This window comes from Leifsonia sp. McL0618 (assembly GCF_049994905.1).
Classification (GTDB): Bacteria; Actinomycetota; Actinomycetes; order Actinomycetales; family Microbacteriaceae; genus Diaminobutyricibacter.
The window spans coordinates 3,714,682-3,731,946 of sequence record NZ_CP188258.1 but is presented as its reverse complement, the minus strand read 5'-3'; the positions used below and the strand labels follow the sequence as shown (position 1 = coordinate 3,731,946).

The following is a 17,265-nucleotide window of genomic DNA, read 5'->3' as shown; positions in this document are numbered from 1 at the left end:
GGTGCTGGTCAAACGAGGCCGAGCGCGCGCACCGCGTCGCGTTCCTCGATGAGTTCGGCGACGGATGCGTCGATGCGGGCACGCGAGAACGCGTCTATCCCGAGGTCGGGCACGATCTGCCACTCCCTGCCCGCCGACCGCACCGGGTACGACGAGATCAGCCCTTCGGGCACCCCGTACGATCCGTCGGAGACGACCCCGGCGGATGTCCACCGCTCGCCCGTCCCGTTGACCCAGTCGTGAACGTGGTCGAGTGCCGCGCTCGCCGCAGAGGCCGCGCTCGACGACCCGCGCACCTCGATGATCTCGGCGCCGCGCCTGGCGACCCGCGGAATGAACTCGTTTGCGAGCCATGCCTCATCGACGAGGTCGGTGGCGCGCCGCCCGTTCACCGTCGCGTGCGTGATGTCGGGGTACTGGCTGGCCGAATGGTTGCCCCACACGATCACGCCGTCGATCGCCGCGACCGGCACCGCGAGTTTCGCCGCCAGTTGCGCGACCGCCCGGTTGTGGTCGAGGCGGGTCATCGCGGTGAAGCGCGTGGCAGGAACGTCGGGGGCGTGGGCGCTCGCGATGAGCGCGTTGGTGTTGGCCGGGTTGCCGACGACCAGAACGCGCACGTCGGATGCCGCCCCTGCGTTGATCGCCTCGCCCTGCGGTCCGAAGATGCGGCCGTTCGCCTCCAGCAGGTCGGCCCGCTCCATACCGGGACCGCGTGGGCGCGCGCCGACGAGCAGGGCGATATTGACCCCGTCGAAGGCGATTCCGGCGTCTTCGGTCACGGTCAGCTCGGTCAGGAGCGGGAAGGCCGCATCCTGCAGTTCGAGCGCGGTGCCTTCGGCCGCCGCCCGGCCTTGCGGGATCTCGAGCAGCCGCAGGTTGACGGGCGTATCCGGCCCGAGGAGGTGGCCGGATGCTGCGCGGAACAGCAGGGCGTATCCGATCTGCCCGCCCGCTCCGGTGACCGTCACGTTCACTGGTGTGGTGCTCATCCTTTCAGCCTATGACCGTCGCGCGGCGCCGTCTCGGGCAGGAACGCCCTGATATCGACACCATGTCGACACGGAAAGGCAACCCCGGCCGCGCAGGCAGTGGCCCTATGCTCTGGCCATGCGAACCTTCTATCCCGAGATCGAGCCGTACGATTCCGGCCTTCTCGACGTCGGTGACGGACAGCAGGTGTACTGGGAGACCAGCGGCAACCCGGACGGCAAGCCGGTCGTGTTCCTGCACGGGGGCCCCGGCGGCGGAACCAGCCCGAACCAGCGGCGGCTGTTCGACCCGGAGAAGTACCGCATCGTGCTCTTCGACCAGCGCGGCTGTGGCAAGAGCCTGCCGCACGCCAGTGACCCCGAGGCGGACCTCAGCGCCAACACGACGTGGCATCTCGTCGCCGACATCGAACAGCTGCGCGAGATGCTCGAAGTGGAGAAGTGGCAGGTGTTCGGCGGCTCGTGGGGGAGTTCACTGGCCCTCGCCTACGCCGAGACGCATCCCGAGCGCGTGTCGGAGCTCATCCTGCGCGGCATCTTCACGCTGCGCGCTGTCGAACTGGAATGGTTCTACGAGGGCGGGGCTGCGGCGCTCTTCCCCGACCTGTGGGAGGGTTTCATCGAACCGGTGCCGGTGGTCGATCGTGGCCACATGATCCGCGCATACAGCCGCCTGCTGAACGACCCCGACCCTGCGGTGCACGGCCCCGCTGCGGTGGCCTGGTCGCGCTGGGAGTCGTCGACGATCACCCTGCGGCCCCGCCCGGAGCTCGTCGCCGACTTCACCGAAGAGAAGTACGCGGTGGCGTTCGCTCGCATCGAGAACCACTACTTCATGAACGGCGGCTGGTTCGAGGAAGGCCAGCTGATCCGCAACGCCGGGCTGCTCGAGGGCATCCCCGGCGTGATCGTGCAGGGGCGCTACGACGTGTGTACGCCGCCGATGACGGCGTGGGACCTGCACAAGGCGTGGCCGCAGGTCGACTTCAGGATGATCGATGACGCGGGGCACGCATTCGATGAGCCGGGCATCGTTCACGCACTGATCAAGGCGACGGACCGCTTCGCCGACCGGTAGGGCATCCCCGTACCATTTCCTTTAAGGGGCGCCGGTTCACGGGGCAGCAGCAGTCCCTTCAACGGGAGGTGGCGGATGCCCGAAATCGTGCTCAGGAACGTGCGGCCGTGGGGTGGGCCCGCTGTCGACCTGCGGATGTACGGCGGCCGCATCACCTCGCTGTTCCCGCACGACGACGGGGATCCTCGTTCGCTCACCGGCGCCCCCGACACCGAATTCATCGACGGGCGCGGACTCCTCGCCCTTCCCGGGTTCGTGAACGCGCATGCCCACCTGGACAAGAGCTGGCTGGGGTTGCTGTGGGTGTCGTACGGCGGTGAGGCGACGACCGAGGGGCGCATCCGGCATGAGCGCGAGCATCGTGACGGCCTGGGCATCCCGAGCGTCGCCACGACGACGACTCTGCTGACGAAGATGATCGCGCACGGCACGACGGCGTTCCGGTCTCATGTCGATGTCGACCTCGGGGTCGGGCTGGACGGCATCCGCTCTGTTCGCGAAGCGGTCGCCGGTATCGGCGCGCCCGTCGGTCTCGAGATCGTGGCGTTCCCGCAGGACGGCGTGCTGCGGCGCCCGGGCGTGCTCGACCTGCTCGATCGTGCCGCCGCCGAAGGCGCCGATCACATCGGTGGGCTCGACCCGGCGTCCATCGACCGCGACCCGGTCGGCCAGCTCGATGCCCTCTTCGGGATCGCGGACCGGCGACGGGTGGGAGTCGACATCCACCTGCACGACGGTGGGGAGCTCGGAGCGTTCCAGTACGAGCTGATCATCGAGCGGACCAGGGCGCTCGGCATGGCCGGCCGCGTCAACGTCGCGCACGGGTTTGCGATCGGTGACGTTGCGCCTGCCCGGCAGCGCGCGCTGATCGAGGCGGTGGTGGATGCCGGCATCACGATCACGACGGTCGCGCCGGTGAACGCGCCACGGCTGCTGCTCACCGAGCTGCGTTCGGCGGGCGTCGTGGTCGGGCTCGGCACCGACGGCGTCCGCGATCTCTGGGGTCCGTATGGCGACGGTGACATGCTGCGCATGGCGACCCGGATGGCCCAGCTCGCGGGGTGGAGGTCGGATGCGGACCTCGAGGCTGCCGTGCGGATCGCGACGAGCGAGGCGGCTGGATTCGTCGGGCGTTCTGAGCACGACCTGGCGGTCGGTGCGGCCGCGGATGTGGTGCTGGTGGATGCCGGGAATGTGCAGGAGGCGCTCGTCGAGGCTCCGGCTCGGAGGCTCGTGATCGCGGGCGGCGTGATCGTCGCGGATTGTCTGTCGAGCGGGGCGGTTCCGGGGGAGTAACAACTCTGTCTCATCCCCCTTTGGGGGGTATGCGAGTAACCCTCATTTGTGGGATTGTCGAGATGTGAGGAAAACTCAGAACCCGAATCTGCGTGCCTGGCCTCAAGGATATTGGTCTACACCTGTCGTCGCCACTGCCGCGGCGATGGTCGTGCTGCTCATCACCTGGCTGCTCATGGCGTTTGGCGCATCGTCCGCGAGTGCGACGGGTGGCTGTGGGACTGCGCCCAACCCGATCGTGTGCGAGAACGCGCTGCCGGGAACGGACCCGTCCGTCTGGGACATCCAGGGTGCCGGCGACAGCGACATCCAGGGCTTTTCGACCGACATCAGCGTGAACGTCGGCGGGACCATCAGCTTCAAGATCGACACGAATGCCAAGGCGTACACGATCCAAATCTTCCGCACCGGCTACTACCAGGGCCTCGGCGCACGCAAGATCGCGGACGTGACACCGTCGGCCACGCTTCCCCAGATCCAACCCCCGTGCGTCACCGACGCCACGACACAGCTCTACGACTGCGGCAACTGGGGCGTTTCGGCGTCGTGGGCGGTCCCGAGCGACGCCGTCTCCGGTGTGTACATCGCACATCTGACCCGCACGGACAACGGCGACGACAGCCAGATCACCTTCATCGTGCGCAACGACGCCAGCCACTCGACCGTGCTCTTCCAGACCTCGGACCCGACCTGGGAGGCCTACAACACGTACGGCGGGGCGGACTTCTACCAGGGCGCAGGCCCCGGGCGCGCCTACAAGGTCAGCTACAACCGTCCCGTGACCACTCGCGATCAAAACAGCGGGCGCGACTTCTACTTCGCGAACGAATATCCCGAGGTGAGGTTCCTCGAGAAGAACGGGTACGACGTCTCATACTTCAGTGGCGTCGACACCGACCGCAATGGTGCCGAGCTCACGAACCACAAGGTGTTCCTTTCGGTGGGTCACGACGAGTACTGGTCTGCGGCGCAACGTGCCAATGTGCAGGCGGCGATCAACGCAGGGGTGAACGCGCAGTTCCTCTCCGGCAACGAGATGTACTGGCACACGCGCTACGAACCGTCGGTCGCTGGCACGCCGACGAACTATCGCACACTCGTTTCATACAAAGAGACCTGGAGCAATGCGAAGATCGACCCGACTGCCGAGTGGACGGGCACGTGGCGTGACCCGCGATTCGCGTCACAGGCGAACGGTGCCGGCTTGCCGGAGAACGCGGTCAGCGGAACGATGTACATGTCGACCATCAGTGATCTGCCGATAACCGTGACCGCGGCCGAGGGCAAGACGAGACTGTGGCGTAATACCGGCCTGTCTTCGCTCGCCGCGGGGACCACAGCTGCACTGGCGGCGCACACGGTCGGCTACGAGTCCGACGAAGATCTCGACAACGGGTTCCGGCCTGCCGGTCTGGTCGACCTCTCGACGACTACGGGAGCGGTTCCGCAAGAAATGCTGGACTTCGGGAACACGGTGGGCCCCGGAACGACAACGCACCACGTCACGCTCTACCGTGCGCCGAGCGGAGCCCTTGTCTTCTCAGCAGGAACCATCCAGTGGTCGTGGGGCCTCGACCAGGAGCACGACGGGGCGGGAGCACCCGCTGATGTGAGGATGCAGCAGGCCCAGGTCAACATCCTCGCGGACATGGGCGCCCAACCGTCCACTCTGATGTCTGGGCTGGTGGGCGTGACGGCGAGCACCGACCACACCGCCCCGACGACGACCATCACGACACCGGCCTCCGGAGCGAGCATCGCGAACGGCGCCTCGGTCACCGTGACGGGGACCGCAGCGGACGTCGGCGGCGTGGTCGCCGGCGTCGAGGTCTCCGCCGACGGTGGCAGCACCTGGCACCCGGCAAGCGGAACGACCAGCTGGACGTACACGTACATCCAGCACGGTGTCGGCACCCAGACGATCCAGGCGCGAGCGACAGACGACAGCGGCAACATCTCATCGACCCCGACGAGCAGGCCGGTGACGACCACGGCCCCGTATACAGTCTTCGGCACAGAGGCGCCGACGGTCGCCGACGCCGGGGACGCGTCGCCCGTCGAGGTCGGGCTGAAGTTCACGCCCACCCAGGCCGGTTTCATCTCAGGCGTGCGCTTCTATAAGGCGGCCGCGAACACGGGTAGCCACACCGGCTCCCTCTGGGATTCCAGCGGTACCCGGCTCGCCACGGTGGCCTTCACGAACGAGACCGCGTCGGGCTGGCAGTCGGCCACCTTCCCGTCGTACGTGTCCGTGACCGCAGGCACCACCTATACGATCTCGTACAGCGCGCCCAACGGCCACTACTCGGCAACGTCCTCCTACTGGTCGTCTCGCGGGCGCTCGAGCGCGCCGATGGCGGTGGCCGGCGGATTCGGCAGTGTGCCGGCCGGCGTGTACAGCACGACCCTCGGACAATACCCGACGAGTTCCTACAACCAGGCGAATTACTTCGTCGACGCGACCTTTGTCACCACAGACAACTCGCCGCTCGCCGCGACCGGACAGTGGCCGCTGCCCGGCTCGTCCAGCGTTCCGCAGTCGACGACGATCGGCGCCGCGTTCTCCAAGCCGGTCACGCCTGCATCCATCGTGTTCACTGTGAAGGACTCACTCGGCAATGCGGTTGCGGGAACGACCTCATATACGGCAACGACGCGCACGGCGACCTTCACACCCACCAGCGCCCTGAACGGCTTCGTGGTCTACTCCGTCGCGCTGACGGCGACGGACACGACCGGCCTGGTGCTGTCATCCGGCAAGACCTGGAGCTTCACGACCGTCAAACCGGCGCCGCCGGTGGGAACCTGCCCCTGCGGCCTGTTCACCGACGCGACGGTCCCGACCACCCTTGAGGTTGCGGACAACCCCGTAACACTCGGCTTGCGCTTCGCAAGTACGGCGTCCGGAACCGTCACAGGCATGCGGTTCTACAAGAACGCTGCGAACACTGGGACCCACGTGGGAACGCTGTGGAGCGCCGGTGGCACGAAGCTCGCGAGCGCGACCTTCACCGGTGAGTCGACCTCGGGCTGGCAGACGGTGACGTTCAGCACGCCAGTGGCAATCGCCGCCAACACCGACTACCTCGTCTCCTACCGCAGCACGACGGGGAACTATTCGGTCACTCCCGGGGACTTCGGCGGCAGCGGCATCACGCGGGGTACGTTGATCGCTGGCTACAACACCGGCGCCTACAACTACACTGACGCGTTCCCCAACTCGCAGTCGACCAGCAACTACCTGGTCGATGTCGTGTTCAACAAGACGGCGTCGCCCGAAGCCGTGGTCAGCCAGTCGCCTGCCAGTGCTGCAGTGGACATCCCTGTCACGTCGCCCATCTCGATCGCCTTCTCCGTTCCGCTAGCAGCCGGGTACAGCGTCGCCGTCACCAGCGGTGGATCCTCGATCGCCGGCACGACCGCTCTCTCGACGGATGGTGCGACGCTCACCTTCACGCCGTCCCAGCCACTTCCCGCCGGAGCCGACATCTCGGTGAGCGTGTCAGGGATCGTCTCGGTCGAGGGGGCGACCCTCGGCACGCAGACATGGTCCTTCTCCACGAAAGCGACCACGCAGACGAGTTTCACGCTGTTCGGAAGCGAGCTGCCCGCATCCACCGCGACGAACGACGCGTCTGCCGTCGAACTGGGCGTGACCTTCAGCCCGAGCCAGGACGGCACCGTGAGTGCGATCCGGTTCTTCAAGTCGGCGACGAACACCGGAACTCACACAGGCTCGCTGTGGTCTGCCGCCGGAACTCGGCTGGCGACCGTCACGTTCACGAATGAGACCGCTTCCGGCTGGCAAACTGCAACGCTGAGTTCACCGGTGGCGCTGTCTGCGGGCCAGACCTACACGGTGTCGTACTTCGCGCCGACCGGCAACTACTCGTACACGCAGAACTACTTCAGTTCGGCGAAGACGAGCGGTCCGCTGACGGCAGGGACAAGCACGAACGGGCGATACCTCTACGGCGCCACAGGAGGCTTCCCGACCTACTCGTACAACGCGACGAACTACTTCGTCGACGTGGTATTCACTCCGACGGCCTCATCCGGTGGCGGCGGTGGTGGCGGGTCGACGCCCACGCCAACGCCAACGCCGACACCGACACCGACGCCGACGCCGACACCCACACCGTCGCCCTCGCCGAACCCGGCTGCCGGAGCCTCGATCTTCCCTGACGCCAGTGTGCCGGCCAACACGGCCTGGCCTGACGGCAACCCCGTTCAGCTCGGTGTGAGGTTCACCACCTCGCACGCCGGCTCGGTCACAGGCATCCGCTTCTACAAGGGGTCCGGTGATACGGGAACGCACACCGCGTCGCTCTGGTCGGCGACCGGAACACTGCTCGCGACCGCCAATTACACGGCGGAGACCGCGAGCGGCTGGCAAGACGTGTACTTCACCACGCCTGTGGTGATCCAGCCGGGCGTCGAGTACCGGGCCAGCTACCACACGACCTGGTCCGCCTATGCGGTGGATCCGGGAGCACTGACGAATCCTGTGACGAACGGGGCGCTCTCCACACTCGCAAATGGTGGAGCGTACTCGTACTCGACGGGATTCCCCGATCAAGCGGTCTCACACAACTACTGGGTCGATATCCACTTCGTCGCCTCGCCGTGACGTAGGGAATGCATGACGGGGCCGCTGCCCGAGCGGCTTCGAACACGAAAGGTGTCTGGGGGCACAAAGTGACAGAACAATTGCGTATCGCTGTGGTCGGCGCCGGCTACTGGGGCCCGAACCTCGCCCGGAACTTCAGGAGCAGTCCCGAATGGGACCTCGTCGCGATCTGCGACCTCGACGGTGAACGCGCCCAGCGGCTCGCCGACCAGGTGGGCGGCGTGCGCGTCGTCACCGACCTCGACGAGCTCCTGCTCAGCGATGACATCGATGCGATCGCGGTCGCGACGCCGGCGCGAACCCACCATGGGATCGCGCTCGCTGCTCTTGCCGCGGGCAAACACGTCATGGTGGAGAAGCCGCTCGCCGACACCGGCGAACGCGGCCGGGCGATGGTGGAGATGGCGGCGGCGAGCGGTCTCGTGCTCATGGCCGACCACACCTACTGCTATACACCGGCCGTGCTCAAGATCCGCGAGCTCGTCGAGGAGGGCGCGCTCGGCGACATCCTGTTCATCGACTCCGTGCGCATCAACCTCGGCCTCATCCAGCCGGACGTCGACGTGTTCTGGGACCTCGCACCTCACGACCTCTCGATCATCGACTTCATCCTCCCTGGTGGCCTCCACCCGACGACGGTCTCTGCCCACGGGGCGGATCCGCTCGGCGCCGGCAAAGCGTGTGTCGGCTACCTCGTGCTTCCCCTCGCGAACGGTGCGATCGCCCACGTTCACGTGAACTGGCTCAGCCCCACCAAGATCCGCCAGATGGTGATCGGCGGAACGAAACGGACGCTCGTGTGGGACGACCTCAACCCGCAGCAGAGGCTGAGCGTCTACGACCGCGGAGTCGACCTCGGGCTCCAGGCACTCGACGGAGCGGAGCGGAAGGCCGCGACAGTCTCCTACCGCCTCGGCGACACCTGGTCGCCGGCGCTCCCCGAGAAGGAGGCGCTCGGAAGCATGGCGAGCGAGTTCGCCGCCAGCATCCGGGAGAGGCGGGCTCCGCGCACCGACGGCCAGGCCGGCCTCAGAGTGCTCTCCGTGCTCGAAGCGGCCACGCGCAGCCTCGGTGGATCCGGTGCGGTCACCCCGGTCGAAGCAGACCGCGTGCTGATCGGAGAGACGCGATGACCGCGCTCGCCGGTGCCGACGTCCTGGTGACGGGCGGCGCTGGAACGATCGGTTCCGAGATCGTCGACCAGCTGCTCGATGCGGGCGTCGCCCATGTGGATGTGCTCGACAACCTGGTGCGCGGCCGCCTGGCCAATCTCGACGATGCGCTCGCCTCCGGGCGCGTGACGTTCGTCGAAGGCGACCTGCGCGACCGCGACCTCGTGCACGATGTGACGCGCGGCAAGGATCTCGTCTTCCACGAGGCGGCCATCCGCATCACGCAGTGCGCCGAGGAGCCGCGCCTGGCGCTCGAAGTGCTGGTCGACGGAAGCTTCAACGTGTACGAAGCGGCGGTCGAGCACGGTGTCGGCAAGCTGGTCAGCGCATCCAGCGCATCCGTCTACGGCCTCGCTGAAGCGTTCCCGACGTCGGAGCGGCACCACCATCACAACAACGACACGTTCTACGGTGCCGCCAAGTCGTTCAATGAGGGGATGCTGCGCAGCTTCCGCGCGATGAACGGGCTCGATTACGTTGTCCTGCGGTACTTCAACGTGTACGGTCCACGCATGGATGTGCATGGCCTCTACACCGAGGTGCTCGTGCGGTGGATGGAACGCATCGCCGACGGCAAGCCCCCACTGATCTTCGGCGACGGACTGCAGACGATGGACTTCGTGTTCACCCGCGACATCGCCCGAGCGAACCTGCTCGCCGCCTCCAGCGACCTGACCGAGGGCGTCTACAACATCGCCAGCGGCACCGAGACGAGCCTGCTGGGGCTCGCAGAAGCGCTGCTCGAGGCCATGGACTCCGACCTCAGCGTCGAACACGGACCTGAACGCGCGGTCAACGGGGTCACGCGGCGGCTGGCGGATGTCTCGGCGGCCCGCGACGACCTCGGCTTCGTCGCCGAGGTCCCGCTCTCGGACGGCCTGCGGGAGCTCGTTGCATGGTGGCGTCCCCTGCGGGACGAGATCGCGGCCGGCCGGTCGCTGGTGACCTCATGAGCCGCATCAACGTCATGAAGCCGTGGCTCGGCGAAGAGGAGATCGCCGCGGTCACCGAGGTGATCGGGTCCGGCTGGGTGGCCCAGGGGCCCCGCGTCGCGCGGTTCGAGGACGAGTTCTCGGGTGCGATGGATGCGCAGAACGCGGTGGCGACGTCGAATTGCACGACGGCCCTCCACCTAGCGCTCGTGGTGGCGGGGGTCGGCCCCGGCGACGACGTCGTCGTGCCGTCGTTCTCGTTCATCGCGACGGCGAACGCGCCGACCTATGTCGGTGCGCGGCCCGTGTTCGCCGACGTCGACGAGACCACGGGGAACCTCACCGCGGAGACGGTCGAGGCCGCGCTCACCGATCGCACGCGCGCCGTCATCGCCGTCGACCAGGGCGGCGTCCCGGTCGACCTCGATTCGATCCGCGCCCTGTGCGATCCGCTCGGAATCGTCGTCGTTGAAGACGCAGCATGTGGTGCCGGTTCCACTTACAAGGGGCGTTCGGTCGGCGCAGGCGCCGACGTCGCGGCGTGGTCGTTCCACCCGCGCAAACTGCTCACGACCGGTGAGGGCGGGATGCTCACCACAGCGAACGCGGAGTGGGCCGCCCGCGCGCGGCGGCTGCGCGAACACGCCATGAGCATCTCGGCGAAGGATCGCCAGGCGAGTGTGCTCGCTCCGGCGGAGGAGTACCTCGAAGTCGGCTTCAACTACCGCATGACCGACCTGCAGGCTGCCGTCGGAATCGTGCAGCTGGGCAAACTTCCCGCGATCGTCGCGCGCAGGCGTGAGATCGCCGCCGCCTATGCAAGCGAACTGGCGTCCATCGACGGGCTGCGACCGGTCGCGGACCCGTCGTGGGGCACGGCCAACTTCCAGTCCTATTGGGTCGAGGTCGAACCGTCGTTCGGCACCGACCGCGACGGAGTGCTCGAAGCGCTCGCGCAGGCCGACGTGTCGGCCAGGCGTGGAATCATGGCGTCGCACCTCCAGCCGGCGTATCGCGATCGCGATACGGGAGGAGGGCCGTTGCCGGTGACCGAGCGGCTGACCACCAACACGCTCATCCTTCCGGTCTTCCACCAGATGACCGATGAGGAGCAGAATCGGGTGATCGACGCTCTTCGCGGCGCGGCAGCACTGCGGGGTGCAGCGTGAGGGACCTTATTCTCGTCGGAGCGAGCGGCCTCGCGCGCGAAGTGATGGCCATGCAGCAGTCGGCCTACCGGGTGATCGGCGTGCTCGACGACGACGCCGGCCTCCACGGTCACCCCATCGGGGGCGTCGACGTGCTCGGCGGAATCGACATGGCCGCCGAGCTTCCCGGCTCGATCGTCGTGTGCGTCGGTTCCGGAGCGGCACGCCGGTCGATCGTCGGCCGGCTCGCGTCGCTCGGCGCCGGCTGTGAGCGCTACGCCAGCCTGGTCGACGATTCGGCGCGGCTCTCGGCGAACAGCCTTGTGGGCCCCGGGACCATCATCCTCGCAGGCTCCGTGCTCACGGCGGACGTCGTGATGGGCCGTCACGTGGTGGTCATGCCGAACTGCACCCTCACGCACGATGACATCGTCGACGACTACGTCACCTTCGCAGCGGGCGTCGCTGTCGGAGGGGTCGCCCGTATCGGCGAGGCGGCATACCTGGGAATGAATGCGTCGGTCCGCCAGAAGGTCTCCATCGGGGCGGGCGCGACGATCGGAATGGGGGCGGTGGTTCTCACCGACGTCCCGGAAGGACAGACGTGGGCCGGAGTGCCGGCACGAGAGTTGGGGGTACGGCTGTGAGAGTTCCACTGGTTGACCTGATCGCCCAGAACACCGAGACCGCGGCCGACATCAGGATCGCCGTCGACAGTGTCTTCGAGACCGCCTCGTATATCGGCGGCAGTGACGTCGGCGCGTTCGAGGAGGAGTACGCGGAGGCCACCGGCGCGAGGTTCTGCATCGGCGTCGGCAACGGCACAGACGCACTGGAGCTGGCCCTCCGTGCCGCAGGCGTGACCGCCGGCGCGGAGGTCGTCCTCCCGGTCAACACGTTCATCGCCACAGCCGAAGCGGTCTCGCGTATCGGGGCGGTCCCGGTGTTCGCGGATGTCGACGACGAGCATCTCCTGCTGGACCCGGATGCAGTCGCCTCAGCGGTCACCTCACGCACCCAGGCCGTCGTGCCCGTCCACCTGTTCGGCCAGGTCGCACCGGTCGGCGCGATCCGTGCTGCACTCGGCTCGAGCGGCATCCCGATCGTGGAGGACGGCGCTCAATCACAGGGCGCGGAGAGCCAGGACGGCCGGGCCGGGAGCATAGGACTGGTCTCCTCCACGTCGTTCTACCCCGGTAAGAACCTGGGTGCTGCGGGAGACGCTGGGGCGGTGACGACGGACGACGCCGAGATCGCCCGCACCGTGCGTCTCATCGCTTCCCACGGCAGCGAGAAGAAGTACGTGCACGAGGTTGTCGGCTTCAATTCGCGGATGGACTCGGTGCAGGCGGCCGTGCTGCGCGTGAAGCTGCGACACCTCGCGGACTGGAACCGACGTCGGCGGGTCGCCGCAGCCCGGTATGAAGCTCTCCTTGACGGGGTCGACGGTGTGCGGTTGCCGCAGAGCATGCCGGGGAACCTCGACGTCTGGCACTTGTACGTGGTGCGAGTGGCCGAGCGCGACCGCGTGATGGCGCACCTCAACGCGGCCGGCATCGGCGCGTCCATTCACTACCCGACGCCCCTGCACCTGACCGCGGCGTATGGTGGCGACGGTCCCGGCGCGGGCCCGTTCCCGGTTGCGGAGGCCGCCGCAGGGCGCATCCTCTCGCTTCCGATCTACCCGCACATCACGGCGGATCAGCAGGAGTTCGTGGCCGAGGAGCTGGCGGAAGCGCTGCGCGAGTCGAGATGAACACGCGCACCGCGAATCGACGCCCCGGTGTCATCAGCCCGTCGGCTCTTGCCTACCGCCCCTCCAACGAGGGGTTGGCGACTCGCTCCGGCCTATGGCACTCTTCAAAGGTGAGATTCACTCAGTCGGGGGAGACGACGTGAAACAAAAGCACAGTCGTCGGCTGATCAGGATTTTCAAGCCGCAGCCGCTACGACACCGTCCGGCGGTCACCGTTGTCATTCCGCACTACAACTATGGCCAGTACTTACCGGTGGCGGTCTCCTCCGCGCTCGACCAGACCGGCGTCGACATCGAGATCATCATCGTCGACGACTCGTCGACGGACGGCAGTATCGAGGTCGCCCGCCGTCTCGCAGCGCAGGATGACCGCATCACGCTGGTCGAGCATCCGGAGAACATGCGACACATCCGCACATACAACGACGGTCTCTCGCGGGCGACTGGCGACTACGTTGTACTCCTGTCGGCGGACGACGCGCTGACAAGCAATTCCCTGACCAGGGCGGTCGCCTTGATGGAGGCGCACCCAGAGGTCGGACTCGTTTACGGTGCCGTCGAGTGGTTCCGGGGCGACCTGCCGCCGGTCAAGGCCGGCCCGGTCTGGTGGAAGATCTGGCCAGGCGAAGAATGGCTGCGGCGCAGCGTGCGCTGCGGAAGGAACAGCATCGCCAATCCGGAGGTTGTGATGCGCCGCTCCGTCTACGAGAAGACGGGAGGCTACGACCCCGACTTTCCGCACGCTGCCGATATGTACATGTGGCTTCAGGCCGCCTCTTTCGCCGACGTCGGCTTCGTCGGAGGCTCGCGTCAGGCGTACTACCGCGACCACGGGCAGAACATGCACTCCACCGAGTTCGCCGGTGCTACCGACGACATGACTCAGGTGCGGGATGTGTACGAGCGCTTCTTTGCGCGGGATGGGGCCCGCTTGCCGTCAGCGTCTCGCTGGCTCGAGAGGTCGAAACGCTCGGTCGCACGCGAAGCGCTCCTGCGTGCTGCACTGCTCGAGTCCACAGGATCGTCGCACGCGTCCGCCGTTGCGCTCCGCGAGTTCGCCCAGGAGACATGCCCTCAGGTCGTTGGATCGGGTGCCTGGAGATGGACAGGGCTGGCTTCCCGCGACACTGGCCTATTCGGCTCTCGGCGACTCGTTCGACTCGTGGAGGGCGTCCGATGGAAGATTCGGTCGCGCCGACAGGCGGCGATGGGGCTATGACGACGAAGAGGGACCCGGATGGCGCTCGGCGCGCGCGCAGCGGGGTGACCACATGACCGGGGACACCGGCGGTCGCGACACCGCTCTCCCCGCCCGCGAGGCCGATGCGTCCGATGGCGCCGACGGCACCGTCGGACGCTCACTGCTCTCCCGCGCCGCGCACGGCGCCGCCTGGAGCGGCGTCAGCACGGTGGTGCTGCGCCTGGGTGGCCTTGTCGTCGGGATCGTCCTCGCTCGCCTGCTTGCTCCCGAGCAGTTCGGCGTCTATGCGGTCGCGCTGACGGTCCAGGGGATTCTGATGACCGTCGCCGACCTGGGGCTGTCGGCGGATCTCATCCGCTCGGACGAACCTGACCGGATCGCTCCTACGGTGGCGACACTCGGGCTCACGGCGGGCACGGTCACGATGCTGGCGACCGCGGCCTCGAGCACAGGGCTCGCCTCTCTGCTGGACAGTCCGCAGGCGGGGCCGGCGATCGCCGTGCTCTCCCTCACGCTCCTGCTGGCCGGAGGCACTGTCGTCCCATTCGCCATGCTCCAGCGGCGCTTCCAGCAGCGCGAGCTGTTCTTCGTCGGGGTGGCCGACTTCGTGGTCTCCACCACGGTGACCCTTCTGCTCGTGGCGCTCGGCTTCGGAGTGATGGGACTCGCCATCGGGCGCGTCGCCGCGCAGTGCGTATCGTCGACGATGCAGTTCCTGCTCGCGCGGGTCGTTCCGCGGTTCTCGATCGACCGGACCGTTGTCAAGGGCGTGCTCGCGTTCGGTCTACCGATCGCTGCCGCAAACCTTCTGTCGTGGGCGCTCCTCAACGTCGACAACATCGTGCTCGCGAGGGTCGCCGGTGCGACGGCGCTCGGCTACTACGTGCTCGCCTTCAACGTCTCGAGTTGGCCGATGAGCGCGCTGTCTCAGGTCGTGCGGTCGATCTCCCTCCCGTTCTTCTCGCGGTCGCAGGGCGGAAGCCATGCATTCGCCGTCGTCGCCGCCGTCGCCTGGGCGGGAGCTCTGCCCGCTGGAACCGTGCTCGCCGCCCTGAGCTTTCCGCTGATCGAGGTGCTGTACGGGGCGAGGTGGTTGCCGGGCGCTCCCGTCCTCGCAGCCCTCGGCCTGTACGGGAGTTTGAGGGTCGCGTTCGACATCTCCGCCGGGTATTTGTACTCGCAGGGCAGATCGCGCCCCGTGCTGTGGATCCAGATCGTGTGGCTCGTCGCCCTGGTCGGCGCGATGGTGGCCGCGACCCAGGCCTTCGGGATCAGGGGGGCGGGGTGGGCGCACGTGATCGTCGCGGTCGCGGTCATCCTGCCGGCGTACCTGATCGCTCTGAAGCTCAGCGGCGTCCGGATCGGCGAGCTGGCCCGGTTCGCCTGGATACCGACGGTTGCGACGATCCCCGCGGTGGCGGCTGCTGTCGCTGCGACGTTGCTCATCCGCGACCCGCTGCCGGCCCTGATGGCCGGTGGCGCCGCGGCCCTCGCCATCTATGCAGCGCTCATCTGGCCATGGCTCAGGAGAATGCTCCGGCTGCTGCGCGGCTCGGCCGCCCCGTCGGTGACGGGGGGATGACGATGTCGCAGGGATCACAGTCGTCCGGACGCCGACGACGTCGGGGTCGCGTCGCAGCGCGGGCGGAGGCCGCGTTCTTCGGGGCGGTGGTCACCGCGACGGACCTGCTGCCTCCCCGCATCCGGTACGGCTATGTCCATCCATTGACCGCGTGGATGTTCCGGCGTCCGCTGCGAATCCTCGCGGCGACGGCGGTTCGTTCGGGCGCCTCGGCCGCACCCCCTGCGACGTCGTCGCTCCCCGGGACACTCTGCTGCGCCCTGCTCACCGGATCGATGGAGGTGGGCGGCATCGGCTCCGTTGTCGAGGTGCTCGCCACGGGGCTCCCGATGGCCGGCGTCCGTGCCGTCGTGATCTGCACGGCGGAGGGTGCCCGCGTTGCTCGATTGAGGTCGCGTGGAGTGGATGTCGTCGTCGTGGCGAACGAGGCTGAAGCGGAGCAGGCGCTGCGCGAGCTGAACCCGGACGTGATCCAGTCTCACGCCGCCCCCGAGCCGCTGGAGGACGCGGCCACCGCCTCGGGAATCCCGGTCGTGCCGGTGCTTCACAACATGGAAATCCACTTCTCGAGAGCGCGCTGGCGTCGCTTTGCCCGACTGCTCGGGAGTTCTGCGGCGGCGATCGGGGTCAGCGAATCGGTGCGCGAGTTCCACGCACGGCATGTCGGAGCTGCGCTGGCGGAACGGATCCGGGTCGTCGCAAACGCTGTGCCGTCCGAGGGCGCCCCCGAGGCCGACGAGCGCAGGGCCGCCCGCGCGGCGCTCGGGCGCACGCTGGGGACGGACCTCGCGGGCGACTTCGTCCTCGTGAGCCTCGCCCGCTACGACGCGCAGAAGAACGTGGCCGGCCTCGTCTCCTCGTTCCTCGCAACCGTGACCGCTGACCAGGTGCGCCTCATCGTTGCTGGAGAGCCCTCGGACTGGGCCGAGCTGCGCCGGGCGGACGCCCTCCGACGGTCTAGTGAGCGCGCCGATCGTGTGGCGCTTCTGGGCAGCTCCGATGCCCGCGCACTGCTCGCGGCGGCGGACGCCTTCATCCTCGACTCGTTCTTCGAGGGCTGGCCGGTCGCTGCGACGGAGGCCGCAGCGACCGGTCTGGGGCTCGTGCTCGGCGACTTCGGCGGAGCACGTGAACTCGTCGATCGGGACCGGGGCGGCTCCCTCCTCATTCCGAACGCCTGCGGCCCCGCGGAGCGCGTGTCCGACGCCGCAGTGGCGCGAGCACGGCGGCGGTGCAGCCGTCAGCCGAATGCGCACGAGCTCGGAGCCGCCGTCGACGCGCTCGTACTGCGTGTACGGGACGCCTCGCAGGCGCCGTTGCGGTCATGGGCGCCCGGGGAGCAGCTGGCAGCGATGGTCGAAGGCCACGCCGACGTGCTCCGGCGCGCCGTCGCTCGCGGCCCTGTCGAAGCACGCGTCGGTCGAGTCGAAGGGAGCAGCTGGTGAGCCGAGCGGAGGTCTTCGGTGTCTGAGGGGGAA

Annotated in this window: 12 protein-coding genes; 11 read left to right on the top strand and 1 reads right to left on the bottom strand. The window is 67.9% G+C overall.

The features are described 5' to 3' along the window. Nucleotides 1–8: 8 nt before the first annotated feature. Nucleotides 9–992, bottom strand: a complete 984-nt coding sequence (locus tag ACPPVQ_RS17975) for a malate dehydrogenase (RefSeq protein WP_426516489.1) — start codon at nucleotides 990–992, stop codon at nucleotides 9–11. A 118-nt stretch (nucleotides 993–1,110) separates the two neighbouring features. On the opposite strand from ACPPVQ_RS17975, the gene pip reads away from it, so the two are divergent. The 11 genes from pip (at nucleotide 1,111) to ACPPVQ_RS17920 (ending at nucleotide 17,232) form a co-directional block, all read left to right on the top strand. Next, on the top strand, nucleotides 1,111–2,070 hold the full coding sequence (gene pip, locus ACPPVQ_RS17970; protein WP_426516488.1) for a prolyl aminopeptidase: 960 nt from the start codon (nucleotides 1,111–1,113) through the stop codon (nucleotides 2,068–2,070). A gap of 75 nt (nucleotides 2,071–2,145) precedes the next feature. Next, entirely contained in the window at nucleotides 2,146–3,366 is a 1,221-nt protein-coding gene (locus ACPPVQ_RS17965; RefSeq protein WP_426516487.1) for an amidohydrolase, read from the top strand. Nucleotides 3,367–3,511: 145 nt separating this feature from the next. Beyond that, nucleotides 3,512–7,996, top strand: coding sequence for a DUF4082 domain-containing protein (locus tag ACPPVQ_RS17960; RefSeq protein ID WP_426516486.1), 4,485 nt, complete (start codon nucleotides 3,512–3,514; stop codon nucleotides 7,994–7,996). 8 nt (nucleotides 7,997–8,004) lie between these two features. After that, on the top strand, nucleotides 8,005–9,129 hold the full coding sequence (locus ACPPVQ_RS17955) for a Gfo/Idh/MocA family protein (RefSeq protein WP_426516485.1): 1,125 nt from the start codon (nucleotides 8,005–8,007) through the stop codon (nucleotides 9,127–9,129). Beyond that, nucleotides 9,126–10,121, top strand: coding sequence for an NAD-dependent epimerase/dehydratase family protein (locus ACPPVQ_RS17950; RefSeq protein WP_426516484.1), 996 nt, complete (start codon nucleotides 9,126–9,128; stop codon nucleotides 10,119–10,121). Before ACPPVQ_RS17955 ends, ACPPVQ_RS17950 begins: the two co-directional genes overlap by 4 nt. Further along, complete coding sequence (locus tag ACPPVQ_RS17945) at nucleotides 10,118–11,269, top strand: DegT/DnrJ/EryC1/StrS family aminotransferase (RefSeq protein WP_426516483.1); 1,152 nt, start codon at nucleotides 10,118–10,120, stop codon at nucleotides 11,267–11,269. Before ACPPVQ_RS17950 ends, ACPPVQ_RS17945 begins: the two co-directional genes overlap by 4 nt. Then, nucleotides 11,266–11,895 (top strand): NeuD/PglB/VioB family sugar acetyltransferase, encoded by a 630-nt coding sequence (locus tag ACPPVQ_RS17940; RefSeq protein WP_426516482.1) that lies wholly within the window; start codon nucleotides 11,266–11,268, stop codon nucleotides 11,893–11,895. Before ACPPVQ_RS17945 ends, ACPPVQ_RS17940 begins: the two co-directional genes overlap by 4 nt. Further along, entirely contained in the window at nucleotides 11,892–13,004 is a 1,113-nt protein-coding gene (locus tag ACPPVQ_RS17935; protein WP_426516481.1) for a DegT/DnrJ/EryC1/StrS family aminotransferase, read from the top strand. Before ACPPVQ_RS17940 ends, ACPPVQ_RS17935 begins: the two co-directional genes overlap by 4 nt. Before the next feature lie 139 nt (nucleotides 13,005–13,143). After that, nucleotides 13,144–14,223 (top strand): glycosyltransferase family 2 protein, encoded by a 1,080-nt coding sequence (locus ACPPVQ_RS17930; RefSeq protein ID WP_426516480.1) that lies wholly within the window; start codon nucleotides 13,144–13,146, stop codon nucleotides 14,221–14,223. 52 nt (nucleotides 14,224–14,275) lie between these two features. Then, nucleotides 14,276–15,787 carry a lipopolysaccharide biosynthesis protein gene (locus ACPPVQ_RS17925; protein ID WP_426516479.1) on the top strand — a complete coding sequence of 504 codons (1,512 nt, stop codon included), beginning with the start codon at nucleotides 14,276–14,278 and terminating at the stop codon, nucleotides 15,785–15,787. Then, the gene (locus ACPPVQ_RS17920) at nucleotides 15,724–17,232 is read left to right on the top strand and encodes a glycosyltransferase (RefSeq protein WP_426516478.1); all 1,509 of its coding nucleotides are present in this window, start codon (nucleotides 15,724–15,726) and stop codon (nucleotides 17,230–17,232) included. Before ACPPVQ_RS17925 ends, ACPPVQ_RS17920 begins: the two co-directional genes overlap by 64 nt. Nucleotides 17,233–17,265: the final 33 nt, after the last annotated feature.